This is a genomic window from Luteimonas galliterrae (genome assembly GCF_023374055.1).
Taxonomy (GTDB): Bacteria; Pseudomonadota; Gammaproteobacteria; order Xanthomonadales; family Xanthomonadaceae; genus Luteimonas_C; species Luteimonas_C galliterrae.
The window spans coordinates 1-15,030 of record NZ_JAMBEP010000005.1 but is presented as its reverse complement, the minus strand read 5'-3'; the positions used below and the strand labels follow the sequence as shown (position 1 = coordinate 15,030).

15 protein-coding genes are annotated in these 15,030 nt (G+C 65.3%); 4 read left to right on the top strand and 11 right to left on the bottom strand.

Annotated elements, in window-relative coordinates; all coding sequences use genetic code 11:
• Positions 1–599: 599 nt before the first annotated feature.
• Positions 600–1,583, bottom strand: a complete 984-nt coding sequence (locus M2650_RS15125) for an alpha/beta fold hydrolase (RefSeq protein ID WP_249475936.1) — start codon at positions 1,581–1,583, stop codon at positions 600–602.
• A gap of 182 nt (positions 1,584–1,765) precedes the next feature.
• Here M2650_RS15125 and M2650_RS15120 point away from each other — a divergent pair, with 182 nt between their 5' ends.
• On the top strand, positions 1,766–4,066 hold the full coding sequence (locus M2650_RS15120; RefSeq protein ID WP_425602557.1) for a TonB-dependent receptor: 2,301 nt from the start codon (positions 1,766–1,768) through the stop codon (positions 4,064–4,066).
• A 134-nt stretch (positions 4,067–4,200) separates the two neighbouring features.
• Here the strand turns inward: M2650_RS15120 and M2650_RS15115 are convergent, their stop codons facing one another.
• From M2650_RS15115 to M2650_RS15090, 6 genes are all read right to left on the bottom strand, one after another.
• Positions 4,201–5,190 (bottom strand): NAD-dependent epimerase/dehydratase family protein, encoded by a 990-nt coding sequence (locus M2650_RS15115; protein WP_249475935.1) that lies wholly within the window; start codon positions 5,188–5,190, stop codon positions 4,201–4,203.
• Positions 5,187–5,597 carry a cytochrome c oxidase assembly factor Coa1 family protein gene (locus tag M2650_RS15110; RefSeq protein ID WP_249475933.1) on the bottom strand — a complete coding sequence of 137 codons (411 nt, stop codon included), beginning with the start codon at positions 5,595–5,597 and terminating at the stop codon, positions 5,187–5,189. The genes M2650_RS15115 and M2650_RS15110 overlap by 4 nt, the downstream gene beginning before the upstream one ends.
• Positions 5,598–5,669: 72 nt before the next feature.
• Positions 5,670–6,446, bottom strand: a complete 777-nt coding sequence (locus tag M2650_RS15105) for a rhomboid family intramembrane serine protease (protein WP_249475930.1) — start codon at positions 6,444–6,446, stop codon at positions 5,670–5,672.
• A gap of 784 nt (positions 6,447–7,230) precedes the next feature.
• Complete coding sequence (locus tag M2650_RS15100) at positions 7,231–8,265, bottom strand: class 1 fructose-bisphosphatase (RefSeq protein ID WP_249475929.1); 1,035 nt, start codon at positions 8,263–8,265, stop codon at positions 7,231–7,233.
• Positions 8,266–8,358: 93 nt separating this feature from the next.
• Positions 8,359–9,381 carry an MBL fold metallo-hydrolase gene (locus M2650_RS15095; protein WP_249475926.1) on the bottom strand — a complete coding sequence of 341 codons (1,023 nt, stop codon included), beginning with the start codon at positions 9,379–9,381 and terminating at the stop codon, positions 8,359–8,361.
• A 79-nt stretch (positions 9,382–9,460) separates the two neighbouring features.
• On the bottom strand, positions 9,461–9,994 hold the full coding sequence (locus M2650_RS15090; RefSeq protein ID WP_249475925.1) for a hypothetical protein: 534 nt from the start codon (positions 9,992–9,994) through the stop codon (positions 9,461–9,463).
• Positions 9,995–10,235: 241 nt separating this feature from the next.
• On the opposite strand from M2650_RS15090, the gene M2650_RS15085 reads away from it, so the two are divergent.
• Positions 10,236–10,901, top strand: a complete 666-nt coding sequence (locus M2650_RS15085) for a response regulator transcription factor (RefSeq protein ID WP_249475922.1) — start codon at positions 10,236–10,238, stop codon at positions 10,899–10,901.
• A complete protein-coding gene (locus M2650_RS15080) occupies positions 10,898–12,325 on the top strand; it encodes an ATP-binding protein (RefSeq protein WP_249475920.1) in 1,428 nt (475 codons plus the stop codon). The genes M2650_RS15085 and M2650_RS15080 overlap by 4 nt, the downstream gene beginning before the upstream one ends.
• A gap of 132 nt (positions 12,326–12,457) precedes the next feature.
• Here M2650_RS15080 and M2650_RS15075 read toward each other — a convergent pair whose 3' ends face one another.
• From M2650_RS15075 to M2650_RS15060, 4 genes are all read right to left on the bottom strand, one after another.
• Positions 12,458–12,667, bottom strand: a complete 210-nt coding sequence (locus M2650_RS15075) for a DUF6289 family protein (protein WP_249475918.1) — start codon at positions 12,665–12,667, stop codon at positions 12,458–12,460.
• A gap of 121 nt (positions 12,668–12,788) precedes the next feature.
• Positions 12,789–13,019, bottom strand: a complete 231-nt coding sequence (locus M2650_RS15070; protein WP_249475916.1) for a hypothetical protein — start codon at positions 13,017–13,019, stop codon at positions 12,789–12,791.
• Entirely contained in the window at positions 13,016–13,423 is a 408-nt protein-coding gene (locus M2650_RS15065; protein ID WP_249475915.1) for a hypothetical protein, read from the bottom strand. Before M2650_RS15065 ends, M2650_RS15070 begins: the two co-directional genes overlap by 4 nt.
• 141 nt (positions 13,424–13,564) lie before the next feature.
• Positions 13,565–13,882, bottom strand: coding sequence for a hypothetical protein (locus M2650_RS15060; RefSeq protein WP_249475914.1), 318 nt, complete (start codon positions 13,880–13,882; stop codon positions 13,565–13,567).
• Between the two features lie 437 nt (positions 13,883–14,319).
• Here M2650_RS15060 and M2650_RS15055 point away from each other — a divergent pair, with 437 nt between their 5' ends.
• Positions 14,320–14,895 carry an ECF-type sigma factor gene (locus M2650_RS15055; RefSeq protein ID WP_249475913.1) on the top strand — a complete coding sequence of 192 codons (576 nt, stop codon included), beginning with the start codon at positions 14,320–14,322 and terminating at the stop codon, positions 14,893–14,895.
• The last annotated feature ends 135 nt before the right edge of the window (positions 14,896–15,030 follow it).

The window sequence follows — 15,030 nt, the reverse complement described above, 5'->3', positions numbered from 1 at the left end:
TTTCGTCCGCTAAAACCGCGGCCGAGTGACTTTCTTTTTGTGGGGCCCAAAAAGAGAAGTCACCAAAGAAAAAGGGCCTTTGGAAGGTATCCCGGCGATGGGGTTACCTTGTGTTCTTGGCCACTGCTCGCCAGCCCTCGGGATTCCTCCGTCGCTTCGACATTTAGATTCGGGGCGATCGACCCGAACGCCTCCTTAGCGAAACTCCGCAAAAGCCACGTCACCCATAGGCTGCGAATCAAAATCTAGTACCTGCGTAAGAAGGTCACCCACGACGAAAGCAGGGCCGCTGGCGGACTTACAGGTGCGACGCATCGCACCGCAGTTCAGGCCCTTTCTTGGGTTACTTTCTTTGGGCCAGCAAAGAAAGTGACCCGGCGCAGCCGGAAGCCTTTGTCCATGGCGCGAGTCGCAGCGCAGCTGGCGAGGACGCGGGCCTGGATCCCGGCCTTCGCCGGGATGACGGCTTAGGGGCAAGAGCAAGAGCAACATGGGTCCCAGCGTTCGCTGGGATGACGGCATAGGGGCGCGAAAGTAGCGCAGGCAAGCTCCGCTCTGCAGAGCGAGCTTCTGCAAGCGCCGAACCCCTTCCCGCGCGGTTATCGCCGTCCAGCCATGAATTCGCGAATGGCGGCAACGAATTCGGCGTTGTTCTCGTAATACGAAATGTGGCCGCCGTCCAGCGTCACCGTCTTCTGGTGGGCGAAACGGAAGCGCTTGTACTCGTCCGGACCCACTGCGTAGTCCTTGCTGCTGGTGATGACGAGCACCGGCGATCGAATCCGCGCGCTGACGGGAGCATAGTCGATCCAATACTCGGGATAAGCCCCCCGCTGTTCGAAAATCGCGTTGCCGAAACCTCGGGAGCGCTCGTAACCGCCGTCGATCTCGCTCATCACGCGAATGCTGTCCGTGTTCTCGGTGAGGAAACGATAACCCTTGCCGCTCTTCATCAGCGCCGCGCGCGCCCGCTCGCGGCCTTCGGCCAGCGCGGCTTCGTTCGCATCGTCGGCGACCGCAACGACAGTCCTGCCGAGCAGCCGGTTGACGAAAGCGATCTGCATGCGCGAATTCTCCGGGCCGAGGAAATGCAGGGTGCTGTTGGCCAGGACCAGTTCCGACACGTGCTGCGGATAACGCTTGGCGTATTCCACCGCCAGGATGCCGCCGAACGAATGCGCGATCAGGCACATCTTGTCCGCGCCCAGCGCCCGGCGGACTTCGTCGAAGTCCTGCACGACGCGTTCGAGACGGTAATCCTGCGCATCCGGCGACTTGCCCGAACCGCGCTGGTCCAGCCACACCATCGTCAGGAAGTCTTCGAGCTTGTCGGCGCCCATCTTCTCGGTCGACAGCGATCCCTGGCCCGGCCCGCCATGCACGAGCATGCAGACCGGGCCCTTGCCGGCGACCTTGAGATAGATCTCGGCGCCGTCGGACATCTTGATGCGCCGCTCGCCGGCCGCGAGCGCGGCGATAGGGGCCGCCGCGGAAGCGGCGGCCGGAGGCGAAGGCGCCGTCGCAGGCTGCGTGCAGGCGGCCAGGGCCAGGACGAGCAGGCTGCAGCAGGGCAGGGTGCGCATAGGTCCATCCATTGCGAAATCGCTTACACGGTAGCCGGCCGCCGCCGCCGCAAGGAATGCCACACGTCACGGAGCCGATCGACAGATTGCGACGTTGTCGTGGCCCGCTCATCACGAATCTGTAACAATTATCCGGCGAGGGGAACACCGCCGCGTCCGCCCAGCCTTCCGAGGAAACCGCCATGTCCGTGCCACGCCGCTTGTCGTCGCGCTCCGCCCAGTTGCGCCCGCTCGCGATCGCCATCGCGATGCTCCTGCCCGCCGCGCCCGTGTTGGCGCAGGATGTCGCAGCGGACCAGGCCGCTGCGCAGAAGGAAGCCATCACCCTCGATACCGTCCAGGTGACGGCGCAGCGCCGCGTCGAGAACGCGAAAGACGTGCCGGTGTCGCTGACCGCGGTCGACGGCGAAAAACTCAACGTGCTCGCCTCCGGCGGCGAAGACGTGCGCTTCCTGTCCGGCCGCGTGCCGTCGCTCAACATCGAATCCTCGTTCGGCCGCGCCTTCCCGCGCTTCTACATCCGCGGCCTGGGCAACACCGACTTCGATCTCAACGCATCGCAGCCCGTGTCGCTGATCTACGACGACGTGGTGCAGGAAAACCCGATCCTGAAGGGCTTCCCGGTGTTCGACCTGGACCAGGTCGAAGTGCTGCGCGGCCCGCAGGGCACGCTGTTCGGCCGCAATACGCCGGCCGGCGTGGTCAAGTTCGAATCGCGCAAGCCCAGCCAGGAAACCGATGGCTATGCGCAGGTGTCGGTCGGCAGCAACGAAGCGATCAACGTCGAAGGCGCCTTCGGCGGGCCGCTGAGCCAGCACTGGTCGGCGCGCGCGTCGATGCTGTACCAGAAGCGCGACGGCTGGGTCGACAATACCTTCGCCGCGGGCCCGGAAAGGGATCTGGAAGGCTTCGAGGAGATGGCCGCGCGCCTACAGCTGTTGTACGAAAGCGGCGACGGCTTCGAGGCGCTGTTCAACGTCCACGCACGCGACCTGGGCGGCACCGCGCGCCTGTTCCGCGCCAACATCTTCCAGAAGGGCAGCAACGATTTCGTGCCCGGCTTCGACCGCGACAAGGTCACGATCGACGGCACCAACTTCCAGAAGCTGGAATCGCAGGGCGCCAGCGCGCGCCTGTCGTGGGATCTGGGCCGCACCACGCTGTACTCGATCACCGGCTATGAAAGCGTCGATACGCTCAGCCGCGGCGACATCGACGGCGGTTTCGGCGACCGCTTCAACCCGCCGTCCGGCCCGGGAACGATCGCGTTCTCGGCGGAATCGGCCGACGGCCTGCCCGACCATTCCCAGTTCAGCCAGGAATTCCGCATCGAATCCAACGAATGGGGCCGCTTCGACTGGCAGGCGGGCCTGTTCTATTTCGACGAAGACATCACCGTCGACAGCTTCAACTACGATTCCTTGCATGGCGGCGTGCAGAACGGCCACGCAGTGCAGGAACAGCGCAACAAGGCTTGGGCGGTGTTCGGCTCCGGCGAATTCGACGTCACCGACAAGTTCAAGCTGCGCGGCGGCCTGCGCTATACGCAAGACAAGAAGGACTTCAGCGCCAGCGTGCTGCAGTCCGCGCCGTTCGGCACGCCGGTGTCGGGTCCGTTCCCGGTCACTACCGACGCCAACGACGTCAGCTGGGATCTGAGCGGCACCTACGCGATCAACTCCGACGTCAATTTCTACGCGCGCGTGGCCAAGGGCTTCCGTGCGCCGTCGATCCAGGCGCGCCTGCTGTTTTCGCCAACGCCGTCGATCGCCGATTCGGAAGAAGTGATTTCCTACGAAGCCGGCATCAAGGCCGACTTGTGGAACAAGCGCGCGCGCATGGGCTTCAGCGTGTTCCGCTACGACGTCAAGGACCAGCAGCTGGTCGCGGTCGGCGGCGGCAACAACTCGGCGATCCTGCTCAATGCCGACAAGAGCCTGGGCCAGGGCTTCGAGTTCGACCTCGAAGCGTATCTGACGCCGGATTTGCTGGTGACGTTCGGCAGCAGCTACAACGACACCGAGATCAACGACGCATCGCTGGCGGTCGGGGTCTGCGGCGGCACATTCGGCGCCACGCCGCACTGCACGGTCACCGACCCGACCCAGCTGCTGCCGAACGGCACCACCGTGGCCTTCATCGACGGCAACCCGCTGCCGCAGGCGCCCAAGTGGATCCACAACCTGACCGCGCGCTGGGGCATTCCGGTGGGCGAGGGCGAATTCTTCGTCTACACCGACTGGGCCTACCGCAGCGAAATCAATTTCTTCCTGTACGAAGCTCGCGAATTCACCGGCAAATCGCTGGTCGAAGGCGGCCTGCGCCTGGGCTACAACTGGGACGCCGGCAACTACGAAGTGGCGCTGTTCGGCCGCAACATCACCGACACCGAGCGTGCGGTCGGCGGCATCGACTTCAACAACCTGACCGGCTTCATCAACGAGCCGCGCAACTGGGGTTTGGAGTTCACCGCCAAGTTCTGAGGCGTTATCGCGAAAGGCGGCCCGCCGCCTTTCGCTTTCGCTTTTCGTAGGAGCGGCTTTAGCCGCGAGCTTTTTGTCAGATGTGAAGCAAGATCAAAAGCTCGCGGCTAAAGCCGCTCCTACGAAAAGCAGCATTACTCCACCGGATACAGCCCGTCCTCGAACGACGGGCCATGGTAGCCCTTGATGCCGATCGCCTGCGCCAGCGGGCTGCGCGGGTCTTCGCCGGTACGCAACCGTTCCAGCACATAGGCGAAGTCGTAGCGCGGCCGCCAACCGAGCGCCTGCCGCGCCGCGGCGTTGACGTAGACGCGTTCGATGCTCGGGAACATGCGCCAACCGCGGCGCGCGTATTCGGCCTCGTAGCCGGGCACGCGACGTGCGACCACCGCAGGCGCATCGCTGCGCAATTCGGCGCGGTCTTCCAATTGGAACGGCGCGGTCGCGCTGACGATGTAGCGGCCGAAGCCGATCTCCGGCGCGCGCGCGATCGCCAGCAGGTGCGCATCGACGATGTCCTGTACGTCGACGCGCCGGTACAGGAACTCGTTGGCCTTGATGTTGCCGTCGGCATAGGCCGAGCGCAGCGCCGGATTGTCGTCGGGCTCGGGAAAGAAGCGCGACGTGCGCAGCACCACACAGGGCAGTCTCTGCTTGCGGTGGAACAGCCGGCACATGTCTTCGGCCGCGGTCTTGGTCGCACCGTAGATGTTCTTGGCCACCGGGACCACGTCTTCGGTGATCCAGGCCGCGGGTTCGCCTTCCGGCGGCGTCAGCGCGTCGCCGAAAGCGCTGGTGGTGCTGGTGTAGACGAAAGCCCCGACGCCGTTGGCCGCGGCCGCTTCCAGCAGATTGAGCGTGCCGGTGATATTGGTATCGACGAAATCCTGGCGCGTGTGCGTGGCCACGTGCGGTTTGTGCAGCGTGGCGGTGTGCAGTACCGCCTGCACGCCGCGCATGCAGCGCTCGACGAAATCACGGTCCGCGACCGAACCGACCGCATCGGTATAGGGCGATGCGGCGATATCGAGCCCAACGACGTCGTGCGCCGCCGCGCGCAACGTGCGCATGAGCGCTTCGCCCAGATGGCCGGCGCTGCCGGTGACGAGGATGCGCCCGCTCATGGCTGCGCCGGCGCCAGGTCGATGACGCGTCCGTCCGCCACGTTTACTTCCAGGGTCGGGTACGCCCAGACTCCATTTTCGCTATGCGCAGCGATATGCAGCGTTGCAGTGGATTTGGGGCCATGGATCGGCACCGCATAGCGCGCATCGCCGCGATGACCGGATACGGAGATATTGCCTTCGAAAAAGCGGCCGGCTTCGATCGGTGCGCCCAACGCCTCGACGACTTGCGCGTTGGATCGCATCGCGGACATCCCGTGCAGGTAGGGCTCGGTGCCTCGCAACACATCCAACATGAAGCCCGCGAAAGTCCAGATCGCCGTCGCGATGATGAGCACGCACGCCGCGATGGTCGCGATCAGTACCCAAGGATTGTCGCGCCTTTTCGGTTGGGCGGTGACGGCCATGGTCGTCTGCCACGTCGCGAACGAGTTGCCGCGAAGTCTAGCGGCTCGGCCGCGCCGATTACATCCCGGGACTCACTGTCCGTCGCGCGGCGGAAACTTCAACACCACGCCGCGTTCTTCTTCCTGCCGCCGCCACAGCACCGGCACGTCGCGCGGCCGTTCGGGCTCGTATTGCTCGCGCTCGATGCGGGCGGCCTCTTCGGCCAATTCTTCCTCGATCTCCCAGCTGTACCGGCGGCGCGGCAGCGGCGGGTCGCGATGGCGGAACGCGAATGCAGCGATCGCGCCGGCTACGGCACCGCCCAGGTGCGCCTGCCAGGACACGCCGGGCTCGCGCGGCAGCACCGTCAACAGCATGCCGCCGTACAGCATGAAGGCGATCATCGCCGCGGCGATCGCGGGCCGATCGCGGCGCAGCAGGCCGAGCACGAACACAAGGAACATCAGGCCATGGGTGACGCCGCTCGCACCCAGGTGATGCGTGCCGGTCTGGCCCAACAGCCAGGCGCCCAGGCCGGAGCCCAGCCACAACAGCGGCAATGCGCGCACGGTGGCCTGCGGATAAACGCTGCCGGCCAAGGTGCCCAGCAGGATCAACGCGGCGGCATTGGCAGTGATGTGTTCGAACGAACCGTGCAGCAGCGGTGCCGTAAGCACACCGAGCAAGCCGCCGAGTTCGTGCGGCGCCACCGCCCAGTCGCGCAGATCGAATGCGTGCTGGGCGGCGAAGACGATCGCCAACAGCAACACGAAGCCCAGGCTCAGGTTGAGCGCGCGCATGATGCGGCCCTTGTCGATCCGGCCCTGGGCCTTGGCGTCGCTGGGCGAGTCGTTGCCGTGCAGGTGCATTCCAGCAGGATGGCGGCGGAACTCCGGGATGCAAGGCCGGGCAGAGGCTTTCTTCCGCAGGCGATTTTGCTCCCAGCCGTCCCGGCGCGGGCCGGAATCCAGCTTGTCTCCCCCTTTTTGCAAAAGAGGAGCCGGGGAGATTCGCTTTGGCTCTTGTAGAGCGGGACTTGCCCCGCTGCTCTTTGCTTGGGGGTTCTCGCGACCTGCCGGCCGTTCCAGCCGGGGTTTCGTCCGCTAAAACCGCGGCCGAGTGACTTTCTTTTTGATGGGCCCAAAAAGACAAGTAACCAAGAAAAAGGGCCTTTGGAAGGTATCCCGGCGATGGGGTTACCTCGTGTTCTTGGCCACCGCTCGCCAGCCCTCGGGATTCCTCCGTCGCTTCGACATTCAGATGCGAGGCGATCGATCAGAACGCCTCCTTAGCGCAACTCCGCAAAAGCCACGTCACCACAATCGCGGCGAATCAAAATCTAGTACCTGCGTAAGAAGGTCACCCACGACGAAAGCAGGTCTGCAGGCGAACTTTCAAGCGCGACGCATCGCACCGCAGTTCAGGCCTTTTCTTTGGTTACTTTCTTTGGGCCAGCAAAGAAAGTGACCCGGCGCAGCCGGAAGCCTTTGTCCATGGCGCGAGTCGCAGCGCACCCGCCAGGACGCGGGCCTGGATGACATGCCGCGCCTGCGACATGCCCTTCGGGCCATCCGCTGCGCGGATGTTCGCTCCGGCATCCTGCCTGCGCAGTGGAAGTGCAACGGCATGGTTCCGCCCTCAACGCTTATGCCGTTAAGACGTCGCTGCAGCATCGTGCTCCAGGTGATACCGCGTCGCTTGCTCGACCTCGTCCCTCGAACCCAGGAACACCGGTACGCGCTGATGCAATTGGTCCGGAGCGATGTCCAGGATCCGTTCGCGGCCGTTGGTCGCGGCACCGCCCGCCTGCTCCACCAGCAGCGCCATCGGATTGGCCTCGTACATCAGTCGCAGCTTGCCGGCCTTGCCCGGGTCCTTGCGGTCCCAGGGATAGATGAAGATGCCGCCGCGGGTCAGGATGCGATGCACGTCGGCCACCATCGAAGCGATCCAGCGCATGTTGAAATCCTTGCCGCGTGGGCCTTCCTTGCCCGACAGCAGATCGACCACGTACCGCTGCATCGGCGCCTCCCAGTGGCGCTGGTTGGAGACGTTGATCGCGAATTCCTTGGTTTCCGCCGGCACTCGCATGTTCTTTTGCGTCAGCACGAAACCGCCCTGCTCGCGGTCCAGCGTGAACGCGTGCGTGCCGTGGCCGATGCTCAACACCAGCATCGTACTGGGCCCGTATATGCAATAGCCCGCGGCGACCTGGGTGCGCCCCGGCTGCAGGAAATGCTCGTCCGCCGCCTGGGCCACGCCGTCCGGGCACTGCAGCACCGAGAAGATCGTACCGACGCTGACGTTGACGTCGATATTGCTGCTGCCGTCCAGCGGATCGAACAGCAACAGATAATTGCCGCGCGGAAAGGCATCCGGAATCGGCTGGCAGTGGTCCATTTCTTCCGAAGCGCAGGCGGCCAGGTGCCCGCCCCAGGCGTTGGCCTCGAGCAGGATCTCGTTGCTCAGCACGTCGAGCTTCTTCTGCGCTTCGCCCTGCACGTTGATGCTGGCTGCGCCGCTGGCGATCACATCGCCCAGCACCCCGCCCAGCGCGCCCTTGCCGACCGCGACCGAGATCGATTTGCAGGCGCGCGCGACGACTTCGATCAGCAGGCGTAAATCGGGATTGACGTGGCCGGCGCGTTCTTCTTCGATCAGGAAACGAGTCAGTGAGATGGACGACATGGCGAGATTCGGCGAGGAAAGGCCGCCATTGTCGCCGATCCGCGCGTGGACGATTCCGTCCTACGCGCTGGAAACGTTTGCAGATCGCGCGCTTCAGCGTGCCGCCGTCCACCATGCGCCGGTGGCGGCCGGCTCGCGGATCGACAGCGGCTGTCCGATCGCTGGCGTGACGATCCGCGCGCCGCGCGCCGCAGCCAATGCGCTGATCCGCTCCAGCGGTTCGCGCCAGCCGTGGAACGCCAGATCGAAGGTGCCGTTGTGCACCGGCATCAACCGGCGGCCGCGCAGGTCCAGGTGCGCCTGCAGCGTTTGTTCCGGCTGCATGTGCACGTCGGGCCAATCGGTGTTGTAGGCGCCGCATTCGATCAGGGTCAGGTCGAACGGGCCGTACCTGTCGCCGATCGCCTTGAAGCCGTCGAAATAGCCGGTGTCGCCGCTGAAGAACAGCCGCAACCCGTCGCCTTCGATCACCCACGACGTCCACAGCGTGGGATTGTCCGCGAACGGCGCGCGGCCGGAGAAATGCTGCGACGGCGTGGCGACGAAGCGCAGGCCGCCGACCGGTATCGAATCCCACCAGTCCAGCTGCAGCACCTTGCGTTCGTCCACGCCCCATTCGATCAGCAGGTCGCCCACGCCCAGCGGCGTCAGGAAATGCTCGGTCTTGTCCGCCAGCGCCAGGATCGCCGCCTTGTCGAGGTGATCGTAATGGTCGTGCGACAGGATCACGCCCTTGATCGGCGGCAACGCATCGATCGAGATCGGCGGCGGATGGAAACGCTTGGGTCCGGCCCATTGCACCGGCGAGGCGCGCAGCGAGAACACCGGATCGGTGAGCCAGAACGCGCCGCCGAGCTTGATCAGCACCGTGGAATGGCCCAGGCGGTACAGCGTCCCGTCCGGCGCGGCCAGCAGCTGTTCGCGGCTGAGCGGGGACACCGGCAGCGGCGCGGACGGTACCGTGTCGTCCGGCTTGTCGAACAGGAAACGCCAGGTCATGGAGAAGAAGTTGCCGCGCATCCGCGGCGCGACCGGATTGCGGAAGCCGCCGTCGCGGTATTGCGGCGATTGCGCGTAACGCGCCGTACTGCAGGCGCAAAGCGTAAGCGTAGTCATCGATACCATCGCGAAAAGGAATAAAAATCGCCGCGCGCGGCGCGCACGGCTCGGCGCATGAGGGGAGCGCGCCCAAGACTCAGGCATGGAGCAGGCCCGACGCATCGTCGGCGGTCGCGCGCGGCGCCAGCGGCAGCACGTGGCGCACGGTTTCGATGCGCGTGGCGCGTTCGCTCGACAGCGCCGATGCCGCGCTCCAAGCCGGCGCCTGCCACTGCAGGTTCAGGCAGCCGAGCTTTAGCGCAAGGTACTGCGCCTGTTGCAACAGCAGCAGGTCGGCGCCGTCCGTTCGCCACGGCGCGCGCACGTGCCAGGGTTCGAGCTGCAGGTAATAGCCGCGTTCGAGCATCGAGAAACCCACCGTGGCGGCCGCATAGCCGATCGCTTCGTCGCCGGCGTGCAGCAGCCATGCCCAGGCGCGCAACGGCGGTTCGAACAGGGCTTCGCGCAGTTCCAGCGGATCGTGGCGGATGCGGCCGTAGGGCAGGCGTTCGAACGCGGTCTGTTCGGCGTGCTCGGCGCACAACCGCAGCAACTGCGGAAGATCGTCGTGAATCACGGAGCGGATGGTCAGTGCGGGCAGGCGCGAGAGCGCTCGGGCTTCGGCGTTCATCAGGGACTCCAGCAATAGGTAGCCGACGGTCACGTGGCGGCGAAGGTTTTGGCTTGAAACGGGGGCGCGCCGACACGGCCGGTCGGCGATGGCGTTAGGATCGGTAGCGGCGGCACAGCGATCCTCCGGGCGAAAGCGGGGCCGGCAGCGGACCCGTGACAGCCAGCGTAAGGACATGGTTTTAAGAAGTTTTTAATTGCGCCGGCGCAGAGTGACCGGCATCTCCGGAACAAGGCGAGCGATGAAACTGCTGCTGGTGGAAGACGATGCGATGCTGGCCGACGCGCTGCGCGCCGGGCTGGAGCAGCACGGCTCCGCGGTGGATTGGGCGGCCGATGCGGCGACGGCCAAGATCGCGCTGGTCGATCACGGCTACGACGCGGTGTTGCTGGACCTGGGTCTGCCGGGCAGTTCCGGGCTCAGCGTGCTGGCCGTGCTGCGCGGCCGCTACGACACCACGCCGGTGCTGATCATCACCGCGCGCGACAAGCTCAGCGACCGCATCGCCGGGCTGGACGCCGGCGCCGACGATTACATCGTCAAACCGTTCCAGCCCGACGAGTTGTACGCGCGCCTGCGCGCAGTGACGCGCCGAAGCCAGGGACGCGTATCGCCGGTCCTGAGCCACGGCGACGTTACCTTGGATCCGGCGAAGCGCCTGGTGACGCGCGGCGGACAAACCGTACCGGTGAGCTCGCACGAATTCCTCACCCTGATGCTGCTGATGGAGCGGCAAGGCAGGGTGACCACGCGCGAACAACTGGAGGAAGCGGTCTACGGCAGCTCCGGCACGATCGAGAGCAACACCATCGCCGTGTACGTGCATCAGCTACGACGCAAGCTGGGCGAGAAGCTGATCGGCACCGTGCACGGTTACGGCTATCGGATCGGCGGTCCGCAGGCATGAAGCGATACTGGCGCGAGCGCATGGAGCAGTGCCGCCGCGCCGTCCACGAGCGCCATTCGCTGCGCTGGCGCCTGACCAAGGCGCTGCTGCTGTGCATCGTGCTGGCCTTCACCTGCTGGAAGGGCTACCAGAGCTGGCAGCTCACCCGCGAGCGCACCGGATTCTGGGACGCGTCGCTGCGCGAGATCGCCACGCAGATCCTGACGTCGATGCCGCACAATCTGGCCGTGCTGGCGCCGACGGCGCAACCGCCGCGGCTGCGCGAAAAAAGCAGCGCCAGCGACCAGAAGATGAGTTTCCAGATATGGGCCGGCGGCCGCAACGTCGTGCATTCGCCGGCGGCGCCCGCCGAGGCGATGAAGCCGGACTTCGCCGACGGCTACGCCACGCGCGTGATCGGCGGCGAGACCTGGCGCGTCTACAGCGTCTCCGATCGCGAGCGCGGCATCATCGTCCAGGTCGGCCGCACCCAAGACATGATGGCGCAGGAGTTCAAAGGCTGGGTGCGCGTGGCGGTGATCGCCGCGCTGCAAATCTTCGTGCTGTTCGGCCTGGTCGCATGGGTGGTGATCGGGCGCTCGTTGCGCCCGGTGACCGCGCTGCGCCGCACGCTGATGACGCGGCAGCCGCTGGATCTGACGCCGCTGCCGGTCGCGCCGATCCCCACCGAGCTGCAGCCGCTGGTGGAGGCCTTCAACAGCCAGCTCGCGCGCGTCGACGAAGCCCTGCAGAACGAGCGCCGCTTCATCGCCGACGCGGCGCACGAACTGCGCACGCCGCTGGCGGTGCTGATCGCGCACGCCGATCTCGCGCTGCGCGCGAATACGGTCGAAGAGAAGAATGCGGCCTTGCAGCGGCTAAGCGCCGGCGTGCAGCGAAGCGCGCGCTTGTCCGAACAGTTGCTGGACCTGGCCCGCCTGGACACGGCCGCCGACGGCGCGCAACGCACGCCGGTCGACCTGTCCGAACTGCTGGTGCTGCTGGTACGCGATTTCGAAACGCTGGCGCGCGAACGGCGGCAGAAGATCGCGCTCAATGCCGAACCCGCGGTGGTGAACGGCGATATCGACCAGCTCGGCATCCTGCTGCGCAACCTGCTAGACAACGCGGTGCGCTATGCCGGCGAGGGCGGCACGATCGCGGTGTCCTGCGGGCCGGCGCTGTACGAAGGCGCGCCCGGCGTGATGCTGCAGGTCGCAGACGACGGCCCCGGCGTGCCTGCGGCGGATCGCGATCGCATCTTCGATCGCTTCTACCGCGCGCCGGGCAATGGCGGGCGCGGCAGCGGCATCGGTTTATCGCTAGTGGCGCGCGCGGCGCGCGGCCACGATGCACGGATCGTCGTAGGGGAGGGGATAGGCGGGCGCGGGTTATCGGTGATGGTTTTTTTCCGCTCTGCCGGCGAAGGCGCGGGAGCTGCCTGATCGCGGCTGCGGACTCGCAAAAAAGCAATCGTCGTTCGCGAGCCTGGAAAAACGTTGGCGCGGCGGACAAAGGGATCGAAGCTTTGCCGCCGCGCCAACTGCAACGCAACCGACGTCAAACGTCGTGCGGATTCAATCGCACGGCGTGCTGGACGTCACGTACTTGGGCGTGACCGTGCCCCACTGCGACGTCATGCCGGCGCAGTGAAGCGTCTTGCCACCGACGACTTCGCCCTTGCCGTTGAGATAGACGAACTCGACTTCATTGGCTCGCTTGGCGAGAGCGACCGTGCTGACCAGGGCCAGAACCGCTACCACTGCATATACCAGCTTGACTTTCATCTATGACTCCAAAAGGAATGGTTGACCGTATTACCATAATACGGTAACCAATATATATTGTATTGGTAATGGCGAGTCAAGGCCTTATCCTCCGTTTTTAATTGCGCATAAACCGAAGCAACTAGTCGTCCAGGTTCAACCGAATTGCTGAAAGGACACCGAAGTGCTCGGTCGCATAGGCCAGCGCATCATCCAGGCGTCGCCACCGCATGAGGCGGCGCCCATTGGCCGCAAGTACCGGAAAAGCGCCTTCCTCGCGGTGCAGCGTGAGGGTGTAACCGTTGCGAGTGCGGTGCACATCGACACCGAAGCGGACTGAGGTGGGTAGGCTGCGTTCAGAAGGGGCGGTCATTTCTGCCCATGGCCCCGCTTGCGTCCGATAGGGCCCGACCGTGCGACGGTCGAGCCTGTGTCTCTGGCTGCCGAATGGGTTTTTTCGTGCAGCAGGTGCAGCAGATCGCGGTGGTGATCGATTTCCTGCCAGATGCCTTGGCTCGCCGAGGGAGCGCGCGCCGACGGCTGCCGCCCCGCCATTGCATTGCGGCGGCATGAAGCGGCGGCGCTACGGCAAGCGAAGGCAACGCCCATGCCGGCACAGAACGCGACCAGCGGAACGGCCCAGCTTTGGTCGATCGCCCCGGAGAAGCCGGCTAAAGTCGCCAGCACCGTGCTCGACCAAGCCAAGAGCGAACCCTTGTCGAGACGGCGGATGCGCGCGGAGAACGGCCATGGCGGCGAATAGAAATTCGTGGTCATTAGCGGTTCTCCTCGCTGCTAGGGTTAGCAGCTAAGGACGAAAAAAACGCGCGCTCGCGGCCCTCGCGTCGGAAAGCTTCGGAGAGGCGCCAAACCGCGGCTTGGCGGTCGAGCGAGCCATCCGACGTAGGTCGCCGGGCGCTATCGGGCCGCTTTCTTCCGGGCGGGCTTTGCCGGCTCGATAGCCGTCATGAGCTCGATCCGCACCTGCCGGACCGCGGGATAACGTTCTCGGATATGCGCCACCAGCCGTTCAAGGCTCTTGAACAGGCGCGGTTCGGTCGTAGATCTGCGGGTCCTCATCACCACCCGCTCCGGATGCCACTTCAGGCCGACCACGACCTGATAGCCCTGCGGTGTCTGCACGATCGACATTTCGGTCACCGCGCCGAGCTTGGCCTGCCGCGCCAAGTCGACTTCGGTGATGGTGTTGTCCTCATGCCAAGCGGATGCAGCCATGCGCGGTCATTCCTGCGTAGTACACGGCGTCGACCCGACCCCATCCAAAGGGACGCAGGCCGCGGAGCGTTACCGTCACGCGCACCGCGGCTCGCAGCCGTCAGCTCCCCGGCGGGCGGGATGATAGGGCCGGCACGCGGGGCAGCTCAAGCGCCACGACAGCGAGTATTGACGACCGTCACGATATCAGGCGGGCGCCAGAAACTCATGGTTTGGCACTTCGGAAAAGCGAATGCCTTGTCAACAAGAGCCTCTCAGCGAGCCCTCCGCAGACTTAACCGACCGCCTGTCCCCGCCGAAAGGCCTTCAATCTCTCAACCGGGGGGGTTATAAGTGCGACGTAGTTGGCAAAACGGCCAAGGAATGGCTCTGCAAGCGCAATGACATGCGCTGTGCCAACCTATAAGTCTGGGGGAAGCGAGATGGGGATCGCTGCGATGGCTAAACAGCCGACCAAGCTGGCACAGACACTGGACGCGATCAGCCAGGGCGACGCCGCGGCGCGCCAGCAATTGTCCCAGGATATCTACAACCAGCTTCGCGTCATCGCACGGCACCGTTTGGGCGGACGGGCCCGGACCAATCTGGACACCACGGCGCTGGTGCACGAGGCTTACCTGAAAATCGCCGACGTGCCCGGCAGCGACGATCAGCTCGAGCGCGCCCGTTTCTTCGCGCTCGCTTCCAAGACCATGCGCAACCTTTTGATCGACTACCTGCGCGAACGCAAGGCCGCCAAGCGCGGCGGCGGCGCGGTGATGCTCACGCTCGAACCCGACCGCGTGGAAGACGCCGACATGCAGCAGATCGACGTGTTGGCCATCGAGGATGCGCTGTTGGCGCTGGGCGAGCTCGATCCGCGCCTGGTCAACGTGGTCGAATGCCGTTTCTTCGCCGGCATGGACTATGCCGAGATCGCGATGGTGCACGACATCAGCGAGCGCACCGTGCGCCGCGACTGGCGTCGCGCCCGCGCCTTCCTGCGCGCGCACCTGGACGACAACGTGCCGTGAACGCGCAGGCCGAACGCTGGCACCGCGTCTCGGACCTGTTCGACCGCGTGGTGGACCTGGGCGTGGCCGAACGCGAGCGGGTGCTGTCGGCCGAGTGCGCGGACGATCCGGCCTTGCGCGCCGAAGTGGACCGGC